Source organism: Photobacterium obscurum, assembly GCF_026191635.1.
Classification (GTDB): domain Bacteria; phylum Pseudomonadota; class Gammaproteobacteria; order Enterobacterales; family Vibrionaceae; genus Photobacterium; species Photobacterium obscurum.
Genome location: NZ_JAKRRW010000024.1, coordinates 18,316 through 39,938, shown reverse-complemented (window position 1 = coordinate 39,938; position 21,623 = coordinate 18,316). Strand labels below are relative to the sequence as shown.

The 21,623-nt window shown below is 48.0% G+C and carries 22 protein-coding genes and 2 tRNA genes; 13 read left to right on the top strand and 11 right to left on the bottom strand.

Features of this window, described 5'->3' with window-relative positions:
• Nucleotides 1-187 precede the first annotated feature (187 nt).
• Nucleotides 188-264, bottom strand: a tRNA-Asp gene (locus MD588_RS21710).
• A 42-nt stretch (nucleotides 265-306) separates the two neighbouring features.
• Nucleotides 307-397, bottom strand: a tRNA-Ser gene (locus MD588_RS21705).
• Between the two features lie 400 nt (nucleotides 398-797).
• On the opposite strand from MD588_RS21705, the gene MD588_RS21700 reads away from it, so the two are divergent.
• Entirely contained in the window at nucleotides 798-995 is a 198-nt protein-coding gene (locus tag MD588_RS21700; RefSeq protein WP_265699829.1) for a hypothetical protein, read from the top strand.
• Between the two features lie 156 nt (nucleotides 996-1,151).
• Nucleotides 1,152-1,589, top strand: coding sequence for a thioredoxin TrxC (gene trxC / locus MD588_RS21695; protein WP_265699828.1), 438 nt, complete (start codon nucleotides 1,152-1,154; stop codon nucleotides 1,587-1,589).
• An 86-nt stretch (nucleotides 1,590-1,675) separates the two neighbouring features.
• Here trxC and MD588_RS21690 read toward each other — a convergent pair whose 3' ends face one another.
• The 7 genes from MD588_RS21690 to MD588_RS21660 form a co-directional block, all read right to left on the bottom strand.
• Nucleotides 1,676-2,395, bottom strand: coding sequence for an SDR family NAD(P)-dependent oxidoreductase (locus tag MD588_RS21690; protein ID WP_265699827.1), 720 nt, complete (start codon nucleotides 2,393-2,395; stop codon nucleotides 1,676-1,678).
• A 137-nt stretch (nucleotides 2,396-2,532) separates the two neighbouring features.
• Nucleotides 2,533-3,384, bottom strand: a complete 852-nt coding sequence (locus MD588_RS21685) for an AraC family transcriptional regulator (protein WP_265699826.1) — start codon at nucleotides 3,382-3,384, stop codon at nucleotides 2,533-2,535.
• A 173-nt stretch (nucleotides 3,385-3,557) separates the two neighbouring features.
• Complete coding sequence (locus MD588_RS21680; protein ID WP_265699824.1) at nucleotides 3,558-3,869, bottom strand: hypothetical protein; 312 nt, start codon at nucleotides 3,867-3,869, stop codon at nucleotides 3,558-3,560.
• The gene (locus tag MD588_RS21675) at nucleotides 3,869-5,383 is read right to left on the bottom strand and encodes a 4Fe-4S dicluster domain-containing protein (RefSeq protein ID WP_265699822.1); all 1,515 of its coding nucleotides are present in this window, start codon (nucleotides 5,381-5,383) and stop codon (nucleotides 3,869-3,871) included. Before MD588_RS21675 ends, MD588_RS21680 begins: the two co-directional genes overlap by 1 nt.
• A 15-nt stretch (nucleotides 5,384-5,398) precedes the next feature.
• Complete coding sequence (locus tag MD588_RS21670) at nucleotides 5,399-6,508, bottom strand: tetratricopeptide repeat protein (RefSeq protein ID WP_265699821.1); 1,110 nt, start codon at nucleotides 6,506-6,508, stop codon at nucleotides 5,399-5,401.
• A gap of 137 nt (nucleotides 6,509-6,645) precedes the next feature.
• On the bottom strand, nucleotides 6,646-7,014 hold the full coding sequence (locus MD588_RS21665) for a DoxX family protein (protein ID WP_265699820.1): 369 nt from the start codon (nucleotides 7,012-7,014) through the stop codon (nucleotides 6,646-6,648).
• A 2-nt stretch (nucleotides 7,015-7,016) separates the two neighbouring features.
• A complete protein-coding gene (locus tag MD588_RS21660) occupies nucleotides 7,017-7,910 on the bottom strand; it encodes an SDR family oxidoreductase (RefSeq protein ID WP_265699819.1) in 894 nt (297 codons plus the stop codon).
• 84 nt (nucleotides 7,911-7,994) lie between these two features.
• Here MD588_RS21660 and MD588_RS21655 point away from each other — a divergent pair, with 84 nt between their 5' ends.
• The 11 genes from MD588_RS21655 (at nucleotide 7,995) to MD588_RS21605 (ending at nucleotide 19,877) form a co-directional block, all read left to right on the top strand.
• A complete protein-coding gene (locus MD588_RS21655) occupies nucleotides 7,995-8,909 on the top strand; it encodes a LysR family transcriptional regulator (protein ID WP_265699818.1) in 915 nt (304 codons plus the stop codon).
• An 87-nt stretch (nucleotides 8,910-8,996) separates the two neighbouring features.
• The gene (acsA, locus tag MD588_RS21650) at nucleotides 8,997-10,754 is read left to right on the top strand and encodes an acetate--CoA ligase (RefSeq protein WP_265699817.1); all 1,758 of its coding nucleotides are present in this window, start codon (nucleotides 8,997-8,999) and stop codon (nucleotides 10,752-10,754) included.
• Complete coding sequence (gene pdhA / locus MD588_RS21645; RefSeq protein ID WP_265699816.1) at nucleotides 10,751-11,728, top strand: pyruvate dehydrogenase (acetyl-transferring) E1 component subunit alpha; 978 nt, start codon at nucleotides 10,751-10,753, stop codon at nucleotides 11,726-11,728. The genes acsA and pdhA overlap by 4 nt, the downstream gene beginning before the upstream one ends.
• A gap of 40 nt (nucleotides 11,729-11,768) precedes the next feature.
• Nucleotides 11,769-12,752, top strand: coding sequence for an alpha-ketoacid dehydrogenase subunit beta (locus MD588_RS21640; protein ID WP_265699815.1), 984 nt, complete (start codon nucleotides 11,769-11,771; stop codon nucleotides 12,750-12,752).
• Nucleotides 12,752-14,008, top strand: a complete 1,257-nt coding sequence (locus MD588_RS21635; RefSeq protein ID WP_265699814.1) for a dihydrolipoamide acetyltransferase family protein — start codon at nucleotides 12,752-12,754, stop codon at nucleotides 14,006-14,008. Before MD588_RS21640 ends, MD588_RS21635 begins: the two co-directional genes overlap by 1 nt.
• Entirely contained in the window at nucleotides 14,005-14,250 is a 246-nt protein-coding gene (locus tag MD588_RS21630; protein WP_265699812.1) for an acyl carrier protein, read from the top strand. The genes MD588_RS21635 and MD588_RS21630 overlap by 4 nt, the downstream gene beginning before the upstream one ends.
• A gap of 33 nt (nucleotides 14,251-14,283) precedes the next feature.
• Nucleotides 14,284-16,707: a phosphoenolpyruvate synthase gene (gene ppsA / locus MD588_RS21625; RefSeq protein WP_265699811.1), complete on the top strand. Its 2,424-nt coding sequence runs from the start codon at nucleotides 14,284-14,286 to the stop codon at nucleotides 16,705-16,707.
• 215 nt (nucleotides 16,708-16,922) lie between these two features.
• Nucleotides 16,923-17,147: a hypothetical protein gene (locus MD588_RS21620; protein ID WP_265699810.1), complete on the top strand. Its 225-nt coding sequence runs from the start codon at nucleotides 16,923-16,925 to the stop codon at nucleotides 17,145-17,147.
• 157 nt (nucleotides 17,148-17,304) lie between these two features.
• Nucleotides 17,305-17,682, top strand: coding sequence for a DUF3316 domain-containing protein (locus MD588_RS21615; protein WP_265699809.1), 378 nt, complete (start codon nucleotides 17,305-17,307; stop codon nucleotides 17,680-17,682).
• 156 nt (nucleotides 17,683-17,838) lie between these two features.
• A complete protein-coding gene (locus MD588_RS21610; RefSeq protein ID WP_265699808.1) occupies nucleotides 17,839-18,519 on the top strand; it encodes a heavy metal response regulator transcription factor in 681 nt (226 codons plus the stop codon).
• Between the two features lie 11 nt (nucleotides 18,520-18,530).
• A complete protein-coding gene (locus MD588_RS21605; protein WP_265699806.1) occupies nucleotides 18,531-19,877 on the top strand; it encodes a heavy metal sensor histidine kinase in 1,347 nt (448 codons plus the stop codon).
• A gap of 147 nt (nucleotides 19,878-20,024) precedes the next feature.
• Here the strand turns inward: MD588_RS21605 and MD588_RS21600 are convergent, their stop codons facing one another.
• Together MD588_RS21600 and MD588_RS21595 are read right to left on the bottom strand one after the other, a co-directional pair.
• Nucleotides 20,025-20,564, bottom strand: coding sequence for a hypothetical protein (locus MD588_RS21600; RefSeq protein ID WP_265699804.1), 540 nt, complete (start codon nucleotides 20,562-20,564; stop codon nucleotides 20,025-20,027).
• Nucleotides 20,491-21,543 (bottom strand): DUF2235 domain-containing protein, encoded by a 1,053-nt coding sequence (locus MD588_RS21595; protein ID WP_265699801.1) that lies wholly within the window; start codon nucleotides 21,541-21,543, stop codon nucleotides 20,491-20,493. Before MD588_RS21595 ends, MD588_RS21600 begins: the two co-directional genes overlap by 74 nt.
• Between the last annotated feature and the right edge of the window lie 80 nt (nucleotides 21,544-21,623).

The window sequence follows — 21,623 nt, the reverse complement described above, 5'->3', positions numbered from 1 at the left end:
ACGAACACCAAATTCAACACGTACAAAAAAGCCCCAGCATTTATGCTGAGGTTTCAGTGTAGTGGCGGAACGGCGGGGACGCCGAGTCCGGGCTGGCGTTCCAGCGGGACTCATCAGTCCGCAGGACTGACGCCAAATTCAATGCATACAAAAAAGGCCCAGTCTTTCGACTGAGCCTTCAGTGTAGTGGCGGAGCGGACGGGACTCGAACCCGCGACCCCCGGCGTGACAGGCCGGTATTCTAACCAACTGAACTACCGCTCCAATTCTTGGTGAAGCTCGATACTAAATCAAACCTCTAGAATATGGCGGAGAGATAGGGATTTGAACCCTAGATACGCTACAAACGTATGCCGGTTTTCAAGACCGGTGCTTTCAACCACTCAGCCATCTCTCCGTAAGTGCGGTGAATACTACGGGGATTAATTTCACTTGTAAACCCCCAAACCACCCAAGCGCTCACGATTTAGACACAACGAACAAACCAGCACCCAAAGTGTTAATAAACAAGCAATTTATGAGAAGGAGCAGATAACAAAAACAGTTCGATATGTCTTATTTAGCTCGTGAATAAAAAGCGGTACACGTGTAAGCAAAAACTTTGATCTGCCACCGTGTTTTCTTTTGAGCTGGAACCTTCAAAGGTACCCCCAAACACATCTGTTTCAAAGCATGATTTCATACAATTTGCACAATTATGCGATGTGTCACAAAGTGAATTTTATGGTCTTAACTCTTACAAAATCGTTTGGTAAAGATAAGTTGATTTTGACGCAGGGTTTCTTTAGGAGGTAATTGTGTCTATCAATTCTATCGACCACACAGAGATTGCAGATGTTGCTTCGAAGTGGGATTACAAAGATGAAACCGCTTCAAACGTAGCACAATGCAAACGACAGCAAGCAGAGGCAAGACGCCGTATTGAGATGCTTCGCGATATTCGCGATAGCGGCCTAACCATCGCGGAAGCAAAAGAACTGGGGCTAATTCACTAACCAATAATGTATGTAAAGAATAGCTGCTAAAGCGTCACGACATTCGGCGCTTTAGCTTGATAGAAGGAATCTATCGCACCAATCTATTATTCCGGCTTTTATAATCACGGGGTAGTCGTTAAATTATTGCCTAAATAATCTGAATGGAACGCAATGATGACCACAATGACTACCCGCTGCCCGCACTGCAAGGCTCTTAACCGTATTCCGACTGCCCGTGTCGAAGAAATAGCTTCTTGTGGCGCGTGTAATGAAAGATTATTAGACGGAAAGCCTGTCGAGGGTACAACTGAAAACTTTCTTTCTCTGATCCAAGGCGATAAGTCTGTCGTGGTAGATTTCTGGGCCCCATGGTGTAACCCATGTGTCGGTTTCGCCCCTGTTTTTGAAGATGTTGCCGCTGATCGCAATGGCGATGTTCGCTTCATTAAAATTGATACCGAAGCACAGCAAACGCTAGCAGCTCAATACCGTATTCGCAGCATACCAACGATTATGGTGTTCAAGAACGGCCAAATGGTCGATACCATCAATGGTGCTCTGCCTAAGAGTCAGTTCGATCAATGGCTGAATCAGGCGCTAACTAAAGCTTAAGCGCCCTCTGACGTGCAAGACAACTCGTAGCAACTATTATCGCTATAACACGTGTTATAGCGATAATTTTACGGGCTGAGCATTAATTAAACCATTCTTCCCTGAACAGGAATCAGTGCGCCCGAGATATTCGTCTTCGAAGGTTGGGTCAGATCAATCATGATCTCGGCAAACTGAGCTGGATTGACCCAATCGTTATGGTCAATATCAGGCATCGCCGCGCGGTTGACTTCTGTATCCATAATTGTCGGTAGTACCGCATTCACCTTAACTCCGTACTGGACACCTTCCGCCGCAAGACTTTCAACCAAACCGTTAAGCGCCAGTTTAGATGCCATATAGGGTCCAAATCCGTAAGAAACGTTTCTGATTGTGTCACGCGCCGACACAAACATGATTGAACCTGTACCTGTTTGTTTCATGGCCGAGAATATCTCACGACCAAGTGTCCATGCCGTTGTAAAGTTAGCACTAAACAATCGCTCAACCTCTTTCGCCGGTACGTCTTCCCAACTATTCCATGAAAAAACACCAGAGCAATGATAGTGGACATCAACTGCTCCATCGAGAATTTCCAAAGACTGAGCCACGAGTGCCTGGCAATCCTCCTCAACAGTTAAGTCACCTAACAACACTGTCAACTTACCGTTGTATTGCTCTTCTAACGCCTTGGCTCGTTGCTCATCCCCTTTACGGCCATAGCCAACAACCTTAGCCCCTGATTCAATCAGCTGCTTAATAATTTCTTGAGCTGTTACAGAAAAGCATGCCGCGACTGTAGCGGTTTTAATTTCATTGGTTTTCATTATTATTCCTATTGAAAAAACGGCGATATACCAAGTACGTAATAATATTTATCGTATTCGCTGTTTGGCTTACTGACCATGCGTCTAGACGCAATGTTGTTTTGCTTTTAACGCAAATGAAGAGTGACAATCATATTTTATGAGGCTAACTCCCTAAATTGTTTCGGGGTAATATTGGTATGCCGCTTGAAGAACTTGGTCATATTAGTGGCTTCATCAAAACCCAAAATAGCCGAAATATCACAAATCGAATGATGACTAAATGCCAGTAGGCGTTTGCACTCGAGAATCAACCTATCATCAATCAACTCCTTAACTGATTTACCGGTGTTTTCCTTGGCAACTCTATTCAACTGTTTAACACTTTTCCCCATTATCGCCGCATAATCGGCGACAGTCCGAGTTTGGCAATAGCGACTTTCGATTAACTGGCTTAGCTGATCAAAACACTGGCGCTTAATAACAACTTCTTTGTTTTTTATGAGATGGTGATGGGAGGCGACAATCGTCTTGAGAATAATGCCTCGGATCAAAAGCCGGATCACTTCGGCATTAAAGAGATGTTCCCTGTGCTGACATTCTCCCCACAGCTGCTGAAAATAAAACTTCAGCTCACTATCGGTCTCACTCATATAATTAACACTACCCAGGGCCGCATCAATTTTGTCCCGAAGCGGGTCTTCCTTGCCGAAATAAAGAATATCGGCTTTATATGGCACGATATATCCATCAAGTTCGGGCGTATAAACAAAATGATGCACCTGGTACCTGGAGACAAACAAGATCGCGCCGGGCTTAAGCTTATAAAGCTTATAGTCGATATAGTGCTCGCCCCGCCCTTTGGTAACATAAATAATGGCATTAAAACCGAGACGATGGGGCTGAACTGATTCTACCCTGTACCTTTCATAGAAATCCTGCATCGAGTACATGGTCACCGCTATATCTGAACGATGGTTATCGAGTTCTATACTCACTATATCTTTCATAGGTACCATGCCTTCAAGCCGAACTTAATTTCGAATTACTGATCATAGCCATAATTTTCTCACATTTTATATATTCCCAAACGACTTCAAGATGCTCGTTTCGGCGAGTAAGCCTAACGTATATCCCTAGGCTTACTCGGAAGCCATACCGAGGTATGGCTTCTCCTCATCAATTAGTCCGTTGTGCGGGGCTTTAGCATAAGGAACACTTTCAGCAGCACTGCACCGCCGATCACCAAACCTGTACCCGCAAAACCGAGCAGATACCAACCAGCATTCCCCTCATTCTCGCCCAGCAAGGTAAACGCACCGGCAATTGTCAGAACGAATGAAAACCACCAGCCGCCGGCAAGCAACCATTTCCACCAGTTCATACCCAGCTGAAACTGTTTGGCCCAATCACGCATGCCGACAAAAGTCAGCACCTGCAGGGCACCCAACACCATCCAGAACAGCGGATCCAATATCGTTGATTGTGGAAACATCAGAAGCCCTCCCAGTTGCCGTCGTATTCCCAAGTTTTTTCTACATTCAGGTACTTCTCACTTCTCAGCCATTCAGGCGGCTGGTGATAACCGGCAAAGTGACCGCCTGTCCATTCCCCATGGAAGGCCTCCGGTTCCGGGTAGTAAAAGAAGTTATGCTGCATAGCCAACAAGGCGTTACGAGTCAGGCCAGTTGGATCCCGCGGATCGGTTTCCTTAACCAACGCATGGATCCAGTTGTTCTTACGGGTATATGGACAGACCGCAATACATACCCGACAGCCCATCGCATCCTTGGTCGGCCCCTGACTCCAGAAACGCCAGCAACCGTCCTGGTTGAACTCATATTTCCGGAAGCCACGAACCACTGCGTCCGGTTTGTCGGCCTTGCTGATCGAGCCGCTAGGGCAAGCATCTGCACAAATTTTACAGTCTTCACAGAAGTGCTTCATTTTGAGGTCGACTGGCTTGTCCGGTTCCAAATCCAGGTTGGTGATCACCGCAGCCAGACGGATATTCGGCCCCACTTCCGGGGTCATCAAGATACCGTTACGGGTACATTCACCCAGCCCCGCCTGCATTGCCAGAGGAGGAACAATAATCTCGTAGTCATTACCCGGCCACTGCGGCCTTGCGGCATAGCCCAGCTCACCCAGATAGGCAGAAAGCAGACCCGCCGCCGTCTTGGCTCGGAAATACGCATCCTTCGATGTCGAATAACCGACCGCGGCATACATCGGATCCCAGTTCATCGGTACCCCAAAGACGATCACGTTCTTCCAGTGCGCCGGGATCTCATCGCCCCACTCAGGCATTCCCCGCATCATGTTCTTAAACACAAAATTTGGATCCAGCTTGGTGATCCCGACCAGGCTCATGCCGAACTTGAAGGCCATCTTTTTGATTAACTCAGAGGCATGGGCCGGCGACTTGAACTCAACAGGATCACTCTTGATCCACTTAAAATCATCCACATCAGGATGACCTTCCGGTTTTGGCGGAAAATTACCATTCAACCCGCGGTTATAGGCCCCAGTATGAGCCCAGGCCAGCGCAAAGCGGTCACGGTATTTTTCAATATTTTCATGGTGCTGGATCCGTGCACTGAACGACAGCAACATCTCCTGCCAGCGCTCAGGGTACTTGGCATAATAGGCCCTCACCCGCTCATCAGGAATGTTCTCCCAGCCTTCTTCCGGGTTCCAGCCAGCTTTAATTGATTTAGCTAAGCTCCCCATCCGGTTAAACAGCTGATCCCCCCACTCCGGACGCTCCGGCTTGCCGACAATTTGCATCGTCGGTGACATATCGACCCGGAAGGATTCGCGGTTGAAATACATATCCTTACCGGCTTCGGTACGTCCCCAGCCAACATTGGCATCAGGATCCCGGCCCAATACAAACCCGGCGCCTGCCGCTGCCCCGACAGTAGCCGTCGCGGCGGCCACACCACCAAACTTGAGGAAATTACGCCGTGATGGATCAGCGGCTTCGCGATGTTTCTCATCTTTCACAATGCTTACCTTTCACTATTTTGTTTCAGTTAGCGGAATTTGTTGTTCTTGGCGGATACGGTTGATCTGGCTGTTATAGGAAATCCGGTAGTGTCCCGATATTTTTGTCAACTGCACCATCACCTCTTCGGCCTTTGTCCATTCACTTGTATGGAAATAACAGAGGAAAAGCTGCTCAAGCCCCCAGCTATCAAAAGGATCAACCTCCAGCAGGGTCAAGAGATCAGGCTTCAAGTTTTCCCAGTCCTCAGTTGCCGCCAGGGCTTTTGCCCTGACCTCCAGCACATCCAGGTTATCCTGGTAGAACGTCAGGTAGGTGGAGAGGTGATCTATCGCCTGTGGGTAGTCCTTGGCAAGAAAAGCCACCATACCCCTCAGACGGAACAACTCGATAGAGTTAATGTTGTGGGCAGAAGCGCGCTCGAGCCAGTTCAGGCAGCTATCGAGATCGTCCAGGGCGAGAAAGCAGCTAATTGCAGTGACATAGCTTTGCTCAATGGTTTGATCCAGCCGGTATACGTCCTCGCAATAGGTTGCCGCAGCCTCAAAGTCACTGTTTTGGTAATGACATCCGGCCAGGTTCTGATAACCGCCAATAAAATCCGGCGCCTTTTCAACACACGCAGAAAAATAATCAATGGCCTGTTCAAGGTTGCCGGAATAAAGAGCAATAAATCCCAGGTGACAAATAGCAAGATGGTGACCCGGCTCCAACTCAAGTGTCTTTTCCAGCGCCTTTCTGGCCAATTCAGATTCACCCAGGCGCTGCAGGACCAGAGCTCGCTTAAAGCTAAAGTCTGCTTCGGTCAGGACCTTTTCATGATTGTTGATCATGGTTAAAGCCAGTTGCGCCAACTTTGCCGAGAGCAGGCAGTTAAATATGAAATCCATCTCGTCTGCTGTAAAGGAACACTCCTTGGTAATTTCTCCCATTACTGAGGTAAAAGTTTCATGTTCCAGCCAGTCTATTTGGGCAGGGTCTTCCGATTTGGAAATATTACAAAACTGACTTTTCAAAAAACTATACTTGGTGCTCAGTCGTTCGACAGCTTCTCCCTGTTCGACAAACTCATGAGTCCCGTCTTGTAAATGCTGCAACAACTCTAACCATTTCTGACTTAGCATCTAAATACCAATAAATATATCCGCCGATAAATAAATCTTATCGGGCGGTATATATTATTGAAGGTTGGAAGATGCCCTAAAATGGTAAAAAAGTTCCCTTAATTAACAAAATAGAAAACAGTGTGATCCGCTTAACCTTATAGCCATTGTGAAAGGATCGAAGAGCTATAAATCACGTAACCTGAAAGCGTCATGGTAACCATGGCCGGAATACCATCTTTCCAGGTATCAAACCGCAAGTGGAAAAAAATAGCCCCAAGTGATGTTCCCAGCAGTGCCAGTGCACCTAGCGTTCCCAGCAAACTGCTCTGAAACCAAATAGCAATTGCACCAAACAATTCAGCCGCTCCGACCAAAGCCATTATTTGACGGTTGAGGCCATATGAATGGAAAAATTCCAACTGCTTGTCAAAAATCATTTTCTGCCAACCTAATAGCTTGATTGAGCTAGCAAAGAGGAAAAAAGCCGAAAGCAATCCAATTATTACGGTAATAAACATATTCATTGTTAAGCCCTTTCAATGGTCATCAAATTTTCACAGTCAACGGATTGAAGAAATTGCAGTTGTGATTGTTCAATCTTGCTATTAAGTCCTGAAACTTGCTCACCCAATTCGGAAGGATCAACCAAAGTTCGAAATGGCCGTTTTCCGTAAGGCTGTTCAAGTAGGTTCGCAACTGAATCTGCTACCAACTTCGGCGTATTGTTAAAGTAGCTGTTCTTAACCAAATTCATATAGCGCTGAACCATCTGATCAGTCTGGTTCAGTGTCTGGCTGTAACCCATGCTTCTTTCTATGTCATCAGGCCCCGGGGATTTATTCATAATGCCGGTATTGAACGAACCCGGCTGAAGGATCAACGTCTCTATCCCAAGCGGAGCAAGCTCATAGGCATAACTTTCAGTCAGCGTCTCTAAAGCGGCCTTACTCGCGGTGTAAACACCACTTAAAGGTAGCACCAGCTTAGATACGCTACTGGTCACATTAATGATGGTGCCATTTTTTTGCTGGCGAAGTGTCGGTAACACAGCACGCATCACCCGAACAACGCCCAGAACATTCACATCGAAAGTCTGCGCAACTTGCGAACTATCAATAGATTCGTTCAACCCGCCAATATAGGTACCGGCGTTATTTATGACCACATCAAGGGAGCCGACTAACTGGCTCAACACTAAACTCACGCCCTCATCTACAGATGCATCTGAGGTTACATCCATATCTATTGGAATGATCTGGCCTTCCAGGTTTGCTGATAATTCAAGCAAGGTTTCGGCGCTTGCTCTGTTCTTACCACTCATACAACGCATTGCTGCAAAAACATTATGGCCAGATTGGGCAAGTACTATTGCCATTTCTCTTCCGAAGCCGCTACTACCACCTGTAATTAAAATATTCATTGTGCTCTTCATTAATTGTCTGGGGTTGAAAAGAGCTTAAGATCTCACCATTATTAATGGTAGTGATTACAAAAGATAAATATTATGAATGAAAATCATATTACTAAAGTCGATCTTAACTTACTGAAATCATTACGCGCATTGCTTGAAGAAAGGCACGTCGGACGAGCTGCCGCCAAAATGAATGTCACCCAATCGGCAATGAGCCACACGTTAACTCGGCTGAGAAGTGTCTTTGACGACCCACTCTTTATTCGCAATGCCAAAGGGCTTGAGCCAACTTCCCATGCACTCGAACTGTCTGGGAAGCTCAGGTTTATTCTCGATGAAATAGATACTTTGCTAACGCCAAAAACGTTGGATCTTGCAACCACTAAATGTCATTTCAGGGTGCAGACACACGATTTTCTCGTCGCCGCTTATCTGGCGGATGCAATCAGACGTATCAATAGTGAAGCGCCGAACATCATCATTGATGTAAAGATTTTGGATAACAGCGGCTACCAAAAACTGGAAAACGGTGAGCTTGATATGATCATTGGCGCTGGACTTCAGGCCAATCCGCGGTTTATGCAAAAACGCTTTGTTGATGAAGAGTTAGTTTGCCTGCTTGATAAGCAAAATCCGGTACTCAAAAGTTGGAACAGCAATGCTATTTTTCGCTATCCGCACATTAAATCCAGTTTGATAAATGATAAAGATGACCCCGTTACCGTCTACGGAAAAAACGAAGGTCTGCCGAAACGACAAATTGGCCTCTATGCCGAAACACTCAACCTGCAACTGGCGCTGCTATCGCATTCGAAGCTCATTGCTTTCCTCCCAGAGTCAGTCGCCAAACAAGGACAGCAGTTTTATGGATTAGAAATGAGGAAATGCCCGTTTCCTTTGCCTACTGTAACAATCCGCGGGATCTGGCACGAAAGGCACCAGAACGATCAAGTTCATAAATGGATCCGAGATAAGATCAGCGAGGTATTTGATTCACACTCTCAGTAATACTTTTGCAGGGCTACTTCCTTTATACCAAACTCAATATCAGACAAGGATTTCATAGCAGCAAGACATTGGTGTTAGGAGGTATTCATGGCAGAGTCAATTATAAAAAAACCAAACAATGGTATGCCTGCCAACCTGGCCGACTATCAGAAATGTTATACCGGATTTGACTGGTCTCACCCTTCAGGTCCATCGCTTAGCGGACTCCCTGGTGGTGGGGTGAATATCTGCTTCGAAGCCCTAGATAGCCACTTGGACACCCCGATAGCCGACAAGCTCGCTATCCGATGGATCAGCAAGCAAGATCAAGTTGTTGACTACAGTTATCGAGACCTGTGCGAACAAACTAGCCGTTTTGCCAGTGTACTCAAGGATCTAGGTCTAGAAGCTGGTGCACGTGTTTTCAGCCTCGCAGGACGTCGCCCCGAGCTATATGTCGCCGCCTTGGGAACCCTTAAGGCCGGTTGTGTGTTCACTCCACTGTTTTCAGCCTTTGGTCCCGAGCCGATCCGTTCACGGATGGAAATCGGCGAAGCCAATATCCTACTGACCACCCGTAACCTATACCGCAAGAAAATAAAATCGTGGTGGCATGAGTTGCCTCATCTTCAGGCCGTATTACTCATCGACGGTAGCACAGATGATGAGCCCGGATGCCATGATCTCCCCCAATTAATGCAAGCTGCCGATCCGCAATATCCCTGCGTGGCAACCCGTCCAGAAGATATGGCCCTGCTGCACTTCACCAGCGGAACAACAGGAAAGCCCAAAGGCGTCGTCCATGTCCACCAAGCTGTTCAGTATCACAAATTATCAGGCTACTACGCATTAGACCTCAACGAGTCAGATATTTACTGGTGTACTGCCGATCCGGGCTGGGTCACGGGCACCTCCTACGGCATTATTGCCCCGCTCTGCCTCGGTGTCACCATGATCATCGACGAAGCCGAATTTGAGGTAGAGCGCTGGTATCGCCTGCTGCAACAACAGCAAGTCACGGTCTGGTATACCGCCCCGACCGCAATCCGAATGTTAATGAAGGCTGGCGCAGCGATCCGGGAACAATACGATTTATCCGCCCTACGGTTTATTGCCAGTGTTGGCGAACCGTTAAACCCCGAAGCGGTAAGCTGGGGCTATAGCACCTTCGGTATCCCCTTCCATGACAACTGGTGGCAAACCGAAACCGGCGGCATTATGATCGCCAACTTTGCCAGCCAAACCATTAAACCCGGTTCAATGGGGCAGCCCTTACCCGGTATTCAGGCCGCTATCGTTGGCCGCAATGAATGCGGGCAATTAGACAAGCTCACCAGCCCGATGCAAATTGGCGAACTGGCAATCAAGCCCGGTTGGCCATCAATGTTTCGTAACTATCTGCACCAAGATGAAAAATACCAGCACTGCTTTGATGGTGGCTGGTACTTAAGCGGCGATCTGGCAATGTGCGATGAAGATGGCTACTACTGGTTTATTGGACGAAAAGACGACCTGATCAAATCATCCGGCCACTTGATAGGTCCCTTCGAAGTCGAGAGCGCCCTCATGGAGCATGAAGCCGTGGCGGAAGTTGGCGTGATCGGTAAGCCCGATCCGGTTGTCGGTGAAATCGTGAAAGCCTTTATCGCCCTTAAGCCAAATTTCGAACCCAGCGATGAACTCCTAAGATCCTTGCAAGGCTTTGCCCGCAAGCGCCTGGGAGCAGCCGTAGCCCCCAAAGAGATTGTGTTTCGCAACAACTTACCGAAAACCCGTAGCGGTAAAATTATGCGCCGGCTGCTAAAGGCACGCGAGCTTGGGCTGCCCGAAGGGGACATCTCGACATTGGAGAGCGATGAACAATGACCAGCAGACTGCATATCAACCGCAATCACCTGATACATCAACTCAGGCTGATGCTTCGGATCCGCCGTTTCGAAGAAAAGTGTGCCGAGCTCTACACCCAGGAAAAAATTCGCGGCTTCTTGCACCTATACATTGGCGAGGAAGCCGTCGCTGTAGGAGTAATGAGCGCCCTGACCGGTGAAGACCAGGTTGTCGCGACCTACCGCGAGCACGGACATGCCCTCGCCCGCGGACTCACCATGGGTAGCGTCCTGGCCGAGATGTATGGCCGAACAACCGGTTGTAGCCGCGGTCGTGGCGGCTCGATGCATCTCTTTGATAAAGCCCTGCAGTTCTACGGCGGCAATGCCATTGTCGGCGGTGGATTACCGCTGGCGGCCGGGCTGGCTATGGCCAACAAAAAAATGCAGCGCTCAGCGATCACCGCCTGCTTCTTTGGCGAAGGCGCTGTTGCCGAAGGCGAATTTCATGAAAGTCTGAACCTTGCCGCCCTGTGGCAATTACCTGTGTTATTTATTTGCGAAAACAACCGCTATGCAATGGGCACCGCCCTGACACTGTCTGAGTCAGAAACCAATATCGCCAAAAAGGCCGAAAGCTATGGCATTACCGCCACACAAGTGGATGGAATGAATGTAGTGGATGTCGAAGCTGCGGCACTCGAGGCTGCGGCATATATTCACAAAGAGCAGAGACCATACTTTTTGGAATGTCAGACATATCGATTTCGCGGACATTCCAGCTTTGACAGCCAACTCTACCGTAGCAAGGAAGAAATCGAACAGTGGGAGGAGAAAGGACCGGTTCGACAGTTAATCCAGTGGCTAAGGAACAACAGCCATTTTCAGGACAGTGAACTGGATACCATTGAAAAAGAAATCGAACAGGAAATTATCGCGGCTATGCATTTTGCAGAAGAGGGAGAGTGGGAGTCCGTAGACGATTTATATCGAGACGTTTATAGCGCCAAGTAGAAATTCAAACGAGAGGCAAAACCAATAGGAAAAAAATACTATGGGATCGAATACTCTGAGCTATCGAGAAGCACTGCGCGCGGGACTGGAAGATGCACTCAAGCAAGATCCCCGGACTTTTCTAATCGGCGAAGATGTCGGTCGCTATGGTGGCTGTTATGCCGTCAGCAAAGGCTTGCTCGAACAGTTTGGTCCAGACCGTATTATCGATACCCCACTGTGTGAGTCTGGTTTTGTCGGCGTGGGGATCGGCGCGGCACTGGGTGGTATGCGTCCTATCATCGAGGTCATGACGGTAAACTTCAGCCTGCTGGCCATGGATCAGATCGTCAATACCGCCGCAACACTCCGGCATATGTCCGGCGGGCAGTTTAACGTACCGCTGGTGATCCGCATGGCCTGCGGCGCCGGACGACAACTCGCCGCCCAGCACTCCCATAGCTGGGAAAATTTCTATGCTCATATACCTGGCCTAAAAGTCCTGAGTCCCGCCACCCATACCGATGCCAGGTACATGCTAGGCCAGGCGATGCTCGATCCTGATCCCGTGCTTATTTTTGAGCATGTCATGTTGCTCAATGATATCGGGAAAGTACTAGAACAAGCCGAAGCACCGATGGATAAAGCCATAGCCAGGCGATCCGGCACCGATATCAGCCTAATTACCTACGGCGGTAACCTGAACAAGGCGTTAAAAGCCGCGGAACAATTAGAGTCCGAGGGGGTTTCAGTTGAAGTTGTCGATCTGCGCTGTCTGCGCCCGCTAGACAAACCTACCCTGCTCGCCAGTATAAGGAAAACCCATCGGGCCGTGATCATCGATGAGGGCTGGTATACCGGCAGCTTGGCCGGTGAGATCAGTGCAATTATTATGGAAGAAGCTTTCTGGAGCCTTGATTCCCCCGTCAAACGCGTATGTACCGCGGAAGTGCCTATCCCCTACCCCCAGCACCTTGAGCAAGCGGCCCTGCCGCAAGTCGAACAAATCGTCAGTACAGCCAAGACTGTAATGGAAGGTAGCTGATGAGCAAAACAACGATAGATATCACCATGCCGTCATTTGGTGCCGATATGAACGAAGGAACCCTCACCGAGTGGCAGGTTAACGAGGGAGCTCAGATAAATAAAGGCGATATCATTGCCGTTATCGACACGAATAAGGGGGCGATTGATATGGAAAGCTATCACACAGGCTCCCTTGCACAGATACTGGTGCAGCCAGGAACCACCCTGCCCGTCGGAGCTATATTGGCAAAACTCGATGTAGCTGACATTGATACAGATACTGACGCTGATATTGTGCAGCCCGAAGCCCAGAAGCCGCTACCATCACAGCCTCCACTACAATCACCACAGCCACTGCAGCCACCCACCAAGGCTCAACCCGATCGCATCGACCGACAAGGTGACACTGTAACCACAGGTAAAACACTCGCCTCACCGGTGGTCAGGCAAATTGCAAAGCAAGAGCAGCTAGATCTAACCTCTGTAAAAGGATCCGGCCCTGATGGTGCAATTTTATTAAAAGACATTAAGGGGTTATACAAGGAGGGGCTGCACAAAGGAAAACCAACCGCCTCTGACACTACCAGCCCCGCAAGAACGGAAGAACACAACCTTCAGGCTATACGTACCGCTATTGCCGCAGCCATGGCAAAATCAAAACAAGAAATCCCGCATTACTACCTAACACTCGACATTGATATCACCCGTGCCCAGCAGTGGCTAGCCAGTGAAAATGCCAACCGTGAACCGGAAGACCGCCTGTTATTATTGGCCATTTTGCTCAAAGCCGTTGGCAGCACATTGCCTAAGTTCTCTGCACTCAATGGCTACTATCAAGAAGATCGTTTCGAGCCCAACCCCGCAATCCATATCGGTAATGCCATCAGCTTGCGTGAAGGCGGCCTTGTGGTTCCGGCCATCCATCATGTCGACAGGCTATCGCTCAATGCCACGATGCAAGCACTACGTGATGTCACAACCAGGAGTCGAACCGGACACCTGCGCAGTTCCGAGTTAACCGATGCCACAATTACCGTTACCAGTATTGGCGACCGCGGTTCGGACAGTGTCCTCGGGGTGATCTACCCGCCCCAGGTCGCGATCATTGGCTTTGGACGACCGCGCCAATCCCTGCAGGTAAAAAACAGCAAAATAGAAATTTGCGACATGATTAATGTATCTCTCAGTGCTGATCACCGTGTTAGCGATGGCGCCCTGGGCGCTAAGTTTCTCAACGCATTATCCAATCAATTACAAAAGCCGGAATCATTATGACTAGAGACGAGATCAAAACAGTGGTTATTAGTGCGATTCAAGGACTCGCCCCTGAAATTGAAGAAGGTGAAATCGAGCCTGATGAAGATATCCGCGACGAGTGCGATCTGGACTCCATGGATTTCCTTAACCTTCTCACTGCGTTAAAGAAGTCCTGTGGGATAAGTATTCCTGAAACCGACTATCCTCACGTAAGAACATTAAACAACATGCTCGATTACCTGAATGACCGATTAGCGTAAACCGTCTGTCAATTTAACATAAGGAATTGTGATATGACGACTCAGCTCAGTACCACCTCGCAGCATCATAAAAACGACCAAATCATCTATTGGTATCATGAAATCAGACTAAGTGACGTTGCACGAGTCGGAGGAAAAAATGCCAGCCTCGGGGAAATGATCAGCCAGATGGAAACCGAAGGGATCCGAGTACCAACAGGCTTTGCCACCAGTGCCCAGTTTTATCGCGACTTCCTCACCCAGAACAATCTCGACACCCCCATTGCCAACCATTTAGACGCCCTCGCCAACGGTGCCGAAACACTCGCAGAAACAGGGGCTGCAATTAGGCAGCTCATTTCGCAAGGCACCTTCAGCCTGGCTCAAACAGAAGCAATAAGCCAAGCATACCACCAGCTATGCCATCAAGTGGATGTTGAAAATCTCAGCGTCGCCGTCAGAAGCTCTGCCACAGCAGAAGACCTCCCCGAAGCCAGCTTTGCCGGACAGCAGGAAAGCTACCTGAATATCTGCGGGATAGAGGAAGTACTGGAAGCCTGCCGCCAGTGTTTCGCTTCACTCTATACTGACCGGGCAATTATCTACCGTCAGGAGCAGGGCTTTGCCCACCAGCAGGTCGCGCTATCCGTCGGGATCCAGCAGATGATTGAATCTGAAGCTGCCGGGGTCATGTTCAGCTTAGATACTGAAAATGGCTTTCCTGATGTAGTCATGATCAATGGCGCATGGGGACTGGGCGAAACCATCGTAAAAGGCAGTGTCACTCCAGATCGGTTCATGGTTTACAAACCGCTGCTGGACAATGCCGAGTTGTGTCCGATTATCGAAAAACAACTCGGAAGCAAACTACAAAAGATGGTGTTCTCGCCCCCTTCCTCGGATGAGAATGAGCCTACCAAAGAAATAGACACCGATGAATCAGAGCGTTCCTCACTGGTGTTATCTGATGATGAAGTACTAACCCTGGCACGCTGGGCGGTCATTGTGGAGCACCACTATGGCTGCCCAATGGATATGGAGTGGGCCAAAGACAGCCATAGTCAGCTGATGTACCTAGTGCAGGCCCGTCCTGAAACGGTGGAATCACTCAAAGACACCGCAGTGCTGGTCAATTACACCTTAAAAGGGAAGTCCGCTGTACTGCTGGAAGGAGCCAGTGTCGGCAGTGCAATTGCCACCGGATCGGTGTATAAGATCCAGCACCCGGGCGATATCGACAAGTTCCCTGATGGCGCCATCCTCGTCACCGAACGTACCGACCCCGACTGGGTCCCCTTGATGCGCAAGGCATCGGGGATCATTACCGATACCGGCGGCCCTACCAGCCATGCAGCCATTGTCAGCCGCGAGCTGAAAGTGCCAGCCATTGTCGGTACTGAAAACGCCACCCAGCAGCTAAAAGATGGCCAACCGATCACATTGAGCTGTGCCGGAGGAACCGTTGGCAAAGTGTATGACGGCATCCTAGCGTTTGAAACCCAGCAAGTTAATTTGGATGAGATCCCCCATACCAAAACCAACATCATGATCAATGCCGCGATGCCTGACGGGATCTTCCGCTGGTGGCAATTACCGGTAGCCGGTATTGGCTTAACCCGCATCGAATTTATTATATCCAGCCAGATCAGAGTCCACCCAATGGCACTGCTCCATCCTGATAAAGTGTCTGATACAGCGATCAGTAACCAAATTGCTCAACTCACACAAGGCTACACTCGCCAACCGGATTATTTCATTGATAGCCTCGCGCTAGGCATTGGCAAGATTGCCGCCTCGCAGTATCCCAAGCCAGTGATTGTACGAATGTCGGACTTCAAGTCGAACGAATACCGAGGTCTGCTCGGCGGTGAGTTTTTTGAGCTAAACGAAGAAAACCCGATGCTGGGCTTGCGTGGTGCTTCACGCTACTACCATCCCCTTTACCGCGAGGCCTTCAAATTGGAGTGCCAGGCTATTCTCAAAGCCCGGCAAACAATGGGATTTAGCAACATTATTGTGATGATCCCGTTTTGTCGTACCACGGGCGAAGCTGATAAAGTACTGGAAGTGATGGCTGAGGCGGGTCTTCAGCGTGGTGATAACGGGTTGCAGGTCTACGTGATGTGCGAAATTCCATCGAATGTCATTCTGGCAGACCGGTTTGCCCAGCGCTTTGATGGCTTCTCGATTGGCAGTAATGACCTAACCCAACTGGTTCTCGGGATTGACAGGGATTCGGCGGAATTAAAGCCTTTATTTGATGCCCGTGATGATGCGGTAAAAGACATGATTGCCCAAGTCATCAAAGTCGCCCATCAATATGGCTGTAAAGTGGGTATTTGTGGCCAGGCTCCCTCTGATCACCCTGAGTTTGCAGAGTTTCTGGTCAACTGCGGAATTGATTCTATTTCACTGAATCCTGACTCGGTCGCCCAAGGATGCCAACAAGTAGCAAAGGCGGAGAAAAAACGAAAATGATCACCTGCTCTGCCATTACTCAAGCTTAGCCAGATCGCTAGCCCCTAAGATCTAACCTGTCTCACTATCTCGATACCGTCGCAAAGTCGAGATAGTGAGTTACACTTAATAAGTATCAGTGGCCTACGTCACCCTAGGGTGTACCCCTCTTCGCCGTTCCAGGATGAACCCCTAGATATTCTTGACTGATAGTGCCATGCAAACAGGTACTTATTATGCGTAAATTGCTGCTCACCTCACTGCTTGGTTTAAGTCTGATAAATATGCCACTGGTTGGCTGTTCTTCGTCCTCGGCCTTTCGCTCGTATTCTGAAGCTGATGCACAAGATCCTCATGCACAACTTAGGAACCAGCACATGGAACTGTACCGGACAATAGAAATGACACCGCAGCCACAACCCATTATTATTTTGAAGCCGACCAAAGGACCAATGTATTAGGGCAATGCATTAATAGCTATATGTTTAAGTCCACTAGGAAAATAAAATACACCCAAAAAAGCTAATATGACAAAAATGTCATTTTCGGGTCCGGTTTACGTCACGAGCGGTCCGGTAATATTACTCACATAAAGTCAGACAATGTGAGGAATACCCCATGAAATCATTAAAATCACTACTCGTTGTAACTTCTTTGGTTCTCTTCAGCGTGCCATCTATGGCTACTTCTTTAGTTCCCGGCAGCAAATACAGTGTTGAAACCAACCAACGAACTTTGGTAACGCCAGCAAACGACAGCAAAGAAAACGCCTATGCAGAAGGTCAGCAGATGCTAAACGAGCTACAGCAGAGTAATCCCGCAGAGCTTGGTAACATTCTAAAAGTCATTGCTTTCCAGCCTAAAGAGCGAGCAAGTCTACAAATTAAAGATAATAGCTATGTAACGGTTCAGGAGAGTATGAATACTGCTGGTGAAATTGAATATCACGGTCTCGTTAATGTTCAATACGAACACTTACGTTACGATAATAACTAAGTCAGCGCTTTAAAAAGCTTTTTATCATGACAGGGAGCATTTATTGTTCCCTGAGTTGGATCTAAGCTAGGGGGTGCCCCTCAGTTATAACTGATGATACAAATAGTTAAGGGACATCCCCTAGTCAAATCCGCAAAACATAGTGTAAAGGTAGCAATGAAGTTATTACTGATTGAAGATGAACCTAAAACGGGTGAGTACCTGCGTAAAGGGTTAACGGAAGCTGGTTATGTCGTCGATCTTTCTTGTGATGGTGTCGATGGCTTGTATCAGGCAACCAGTACTCATTATGACCTAATCATTTTAGATGTAATGCTCCCTCAACTTAACGGCTGGCAGGTACTCACAACTCTGCGAGCCAGTCAAATAGAGACCCCGGTCATTATGCTAACCGCAAGGGATCAAGTGGAAGATAGAGTCAAAGGGCTAGAGCTGGGTGCCGATGACTATATTGTGAAACCTTTTGCTTTCGTCGAACTGGTGGCGCGGATCAGAAATACTTTCCGCAGAAACAAAACAACACCAACACAGGAACTGGCACTGGAGGTAGCAGATCTTCACCTGAACTTACTCAAGCGCCGAGTAACGCGTGACGGTAACACCATCACACTGACAGCCAAAGAATTCTCCCTGCTGGAGCTACTGATGCGCAGGCAAGGAGAAGTGTTGTCTCGCTCTGAAATTGCGTCCATTGTCTGGGATATGAATTTCGACAGTGATACCAATGTGATTGACGTAGCTATTAAGCGCCTTAGGGGCAAAATCGATAAAGGCTATGAACCAAAACTCATTCACACCATCCGCGGGATGGGGTACATGCTTGATGAGCAAATCTAACCGGAGGCACAATGCTCAAATCCCTTTCATCAAGATTGATTATTTCGTTTGTTACGGCTTCCATTCTTGTTCTTTGTGCCCTTAGCACCGTCACTTTGTATTCGTTGAAGCATCATTTCTTCCAGCAAGACAAATACAACCTTGACCAAAAATTCCAGACTATCAATACCCTTAAGCTTCAGGACGACTTTATATCTAAATACGGTACAATCTTCGAGCTGGGCGAAACCAATTTATGGCTGGTGAAGAATGATACCGTCACCTATCAAACCAAACCGATAGAGTTACCTGACGATTTCATACAAAACCCCGAGATGAAAAACGTTGTTTGGCAGAACAACGAAAACCATTACCGAGCTTTTCGCTATCAGGTTAACGACGAACCTAAACTTGATTTAGTGCTTGGAATCAATATTAATCACCACCTCAGCTTTTTAAAAAGCTTCAGTAATGTGCTTATCTTGACCACTTTACTTGCCAGTATGATCAGTGGTTTTCTTGGTTGGCTAATCGTAAAAAAAGGCCTGCTCCCCCTGCAAAAGCTAAAGCAACACATGCGGCAGACTTCCACCGAAAGGTTGAATTTACGGTTAGAACCAACCCACTTCCCTACCGAATTACAGCAATTGGTGGTTGTTTTCAATGAAATGCTATCTCGTTTAGAGAATGAGTTCGAACGTCTGTCGGAGTTTTCATCCGATATAGCCCATGAGCTTCGCACCCCGATCAGCAACATGATGACTCAGACCCAAGTCATGCTTGCTCACCCACGCTCAGTAGCAGAGTATCAGGATAGTTTGATCTCTACGACTGAGGAGCTGAACCGATTAACAAAAACCATTACGGATATGCTTTATCTGGCCAAATCAGAGCATAACCTTCTACAAATTTCGAACGTCGATTTTCAGCTAGACGACTTACTGGAAAGCGTTGTCGAATATTACGAACTGGCGGGAGATGAAAAGGGACTATTACTAGAGCTGACTGGTAAAGCTGTAGTCCATGGTGATAAAGATATGCTCAAACGTGCTATCGGTAACCTGATTTCCAATGCCGTCCGTCACAGTGACGAAAATGAAAAAATCAAAATCCAGATTCTCAACAATGAAAGCTCAACAACCGTTTCTGTTATTAACAAAGGAGACACGATACCTGAAAGCGACTTGCCCCATTTGTTTGAACGCTTTTACCGTGCCGACAAGGCCCGCAGCCATCGGGCATGCGCAGGTGCCGGGCTGGGGCTTGCAATTTCTCGTTCGATCGCCAAATGTCATCACGGTGATATTTTTGTCAGCTCTGAAAATGGTTACACCTGTTTCTCTCTGACTATTCCCAACCGCGCAACTCTCAATCATTAGCTGTAGGGCAAGCCCAGCTGTACTTGAACAATGCCAGTCAGTTTGGCTGACTGGCATTACCCACCAGAACGAGCAAGAAATTTGAAAACCTGAGCTATGCCTAAGGTGCGCCCCCTCAATCATGTTGCACTAGTAAAGCGCCAGGCCTCAACTGATTTGCTTCACAGTTAGCGTCACATATCCACGGTTATTCCCATAGAAGCCCCATGCGTCATTAGGGAAGCAGTATAGATAGCCAGATTTCTTGAGTGTGAAAGTTGCGCCCTCACCGATCTCAAATACCCTCAACATGCCATGTGTGCCATCCGCTGTGGGATTATCACCGTTGGCAACGGCGCCCATCAAGCAGAACCAAGGAGAAGTTTCGACGCGCTTAGTGCCAAAGAAGTTGGCATCTTGCTTATCGAACAGTTTCTTATAGATTGTTTCGACTTTTCCGGCTAACGAGCCCGCGACATGCAAGAGTTCGCCCGCGTAAAACTGGCCATCGCGAGTACCTTCAGGCCCACAGGGTATCCCTTTATCAACCCATGCTCCTTCGGCGTTAAATTGGTATTTCTTGTTCGCTTCAAGATAGATGCCCGTCCAATACCACTGATGCTTGGCATAGATATCAACGGTTATCGATTGTTCCTGCGAAATTTTCCTTGTTGGCCGATAAGGGCCTTGAGCACGGGGGGGGGTCATTCCGGCGATCTATAACAGACTGATGGAACGCATCTTCATTCGTATCAAGATCAGGAATAGCGCGGGGGGCTGTAACCAGTACTTTCATCAGACCAAGGTGAGACTCATGCAGTTCATCCTTTGGGTTCGGTTCCACTTGATCAACCAGCGACTGCTCCCACTGTAATTCTGTAACGCTGTTGATCTCATCTTTCATCCATTCCAACGCGCAATCAGATAAGCCATTCTCTTTATACCCCCCACCGATATCACTATGAACACCGGCGAACCAGAGTTGCTTCAGATCAGAATGAGGGTGATCTGGTTCATCCTCCCACAAGGTAGGCGAGAAACTGCCACGTTCTTCGTCAATCGCCACTGCATGACGGGCATGCTTAACATTATGATTGAGTGTAACGTCATGAAATTCATAGTTCTTGGGGTTATCAAACAGATCCAAGAGCGCCTTGTCGTTGGGAATACCCAGTGCTCCCACGGTATCCCAAACACCTAAAAATAGGACATTATCTGAATTGTCATGAAAGCTGATATCAAAGTGCGTTTCAAGGAATGCTTTCGATTCTTTTTCCCTATATCCCTCTTTGTAGACGTGTTTAACAACCTTTTCTCTGTCTGACGCTGCAACACGGTTAAAATCAACGATACCTAATCGGGTGATCATTCCGGCAAGGCTTCTGGCGGTATAGGCACCACGGCTAAAGCCAAACAGTAGGATCTCGTCACCGGCTTGGTATTTATCTGCCAGCCATTGATAACAATCTCGAATATCCTCACTAAGGCCAAAACCCAAAATACCACCAACTACTTTGTCTATAACCCCACCAGTGCCAACACCGGACTGGTATCTTGTCTCCTGAACGCGTGGAATTGATTTAAGAAAGTTAAACAACTGTCGCACATTGGTAGGGGCAGGAGCACCATCATCATTATTGCCGGGGTCATTCCAGGTACCATCACAGCATACAATTAGATAAGCCATTGTCTTGTCCTTACAAGAATTGAATACGAAAACTAACGATTCATTAAACGTAGTTAGCGAATATCTGGGAAGGTGTGATC

Coding starts and splice junctions, on each gene's coding strand:
- trxC (WP_265699828.1), top strand. CDS start 1,152: ATGACCACAATGACTACCCGCTGCCCGCACTGCAAGGCTCTTAACCGT.
- MD588_RS21690 (WP_265699827.1), bottom strand. CDS start 2,395: ATGAAAACCAATGAAATTAAAACCGCTACAGTCGCGGCATGCTTTTCT.
- MD588_RS21685 (WP_265699826.1), bottom strand. CDS start 3,384: ATGAAAGATATAGTGAGTATAGAACTCGATAACCATCGTTCAGATATA.
- MD588_RS21680 (WP_265699824.1), bottom strand. CDS start 3,869: ATGTTTCCACAATCAACGATATTGGATCCGCTGTTCTGGATGGTGTTG.
- MD588_RS21670 (WP_265699821.1), bottom strand. CDS start 6,508: ATGCTAAGTCAGAAATGGTTAGAGTTGTTGCAGCATTTACAAGACGGG.
- MD588_RS21665 (WP_265699820.1), bottom strand. CDS start 7,014: ATGAATATGTTTATTACCGTAATAATTGGATTGCTTTCGGCTTTTTTC.
- MD588_RS21660 (WP_265699819.1), bottom strand. CDS start 7,910: ATGAATATTTTAATTACAGGTGGTAGTAGCGGCTTCGGAAGAGAAATG.
- MD588_RS21655 (WP_265699818.1), top strand. CDS start 7,995: ATGAATGAAAATCATATTACTAAAGTCGATCTTAACTTACTGAAATCA.
- acsA (WP_265699817.1), top strand. CDS start 8,997: ATGGCAGAGTCAATTATAAAAAAACCAAACAATGGTATGCCTGCCAAC.
- pdhA (WP_265699816.1), top strand. CDS start 10,751: ATGACCAGCAGACTGCATATCAACCGCAATCACCTGATACATCAACTC.
- MD588_RS21640 (WP_265699815.1), top strand. CDS start 11,769: ATGGGATCGAATACTCTGAGCTATCGAGAAGCACTGCGCGCGGGACTG.
- MD588_RS21635 (WP_265699814.1), top strand. CDS start 12,752: ATGAGCAAAACAACGATAGATATCACCATGCCGTCATTTGGTGCCGAT.
- MD588_RS21630 (WP_265699812.1), top strand. CDS start 14,005: ATGACTAGAGACGAGATCAAAACAGTGGTTATTAGTGCGATTCAAGGA.
- ppsA (WP_265699811.1), top strand. CDS start 14,284: ATGACGACTCAGCTCAGTACCACCTCGCAGCATCATAAAAACGACCAA.
- MD588_RS21620 (WP_265699810.1), top strand. CDS start 16,923: ATGCGTAAATTGCTGCTCACCTCACTGCTTGGTTTAAGTCTGATAAAT.
- MD588_RS21615 (WP_265699809.1), top strand. CDS start 17,305: ATGAAATCATTAAAATCACTACTCGTTGTAACTTCTTTGGTTCTCTTC.
- MD588_RS21610 (WP_265699808.1), top strand. CDS start 17,839: ATGAAGTTATTACTGATTGAAGATGAACCTAAAACGGGTGAGTACCTG.
- MD588_RS21605 (WP_265699806.1), top strand. CDS start 18,531: ATGCTCAAATCCCTTTCATCAAGATTGATTATTTCGTTTGTTACGGCT.
- MD588_RS21600 (WP_265699804.1), bottom strand. CDS start 20,564: ATGACCCCCCCCCGTGCTCAAGGCCCTTATCGGCCAACAAGGAAAATT.
- MD588_RS21595 (WP_265699801.1), bottom strand. CDS start 21,543: ATGGCTTATCTAATTGTATGCTGTGATGGTACCTGGAATGACCCCGGC.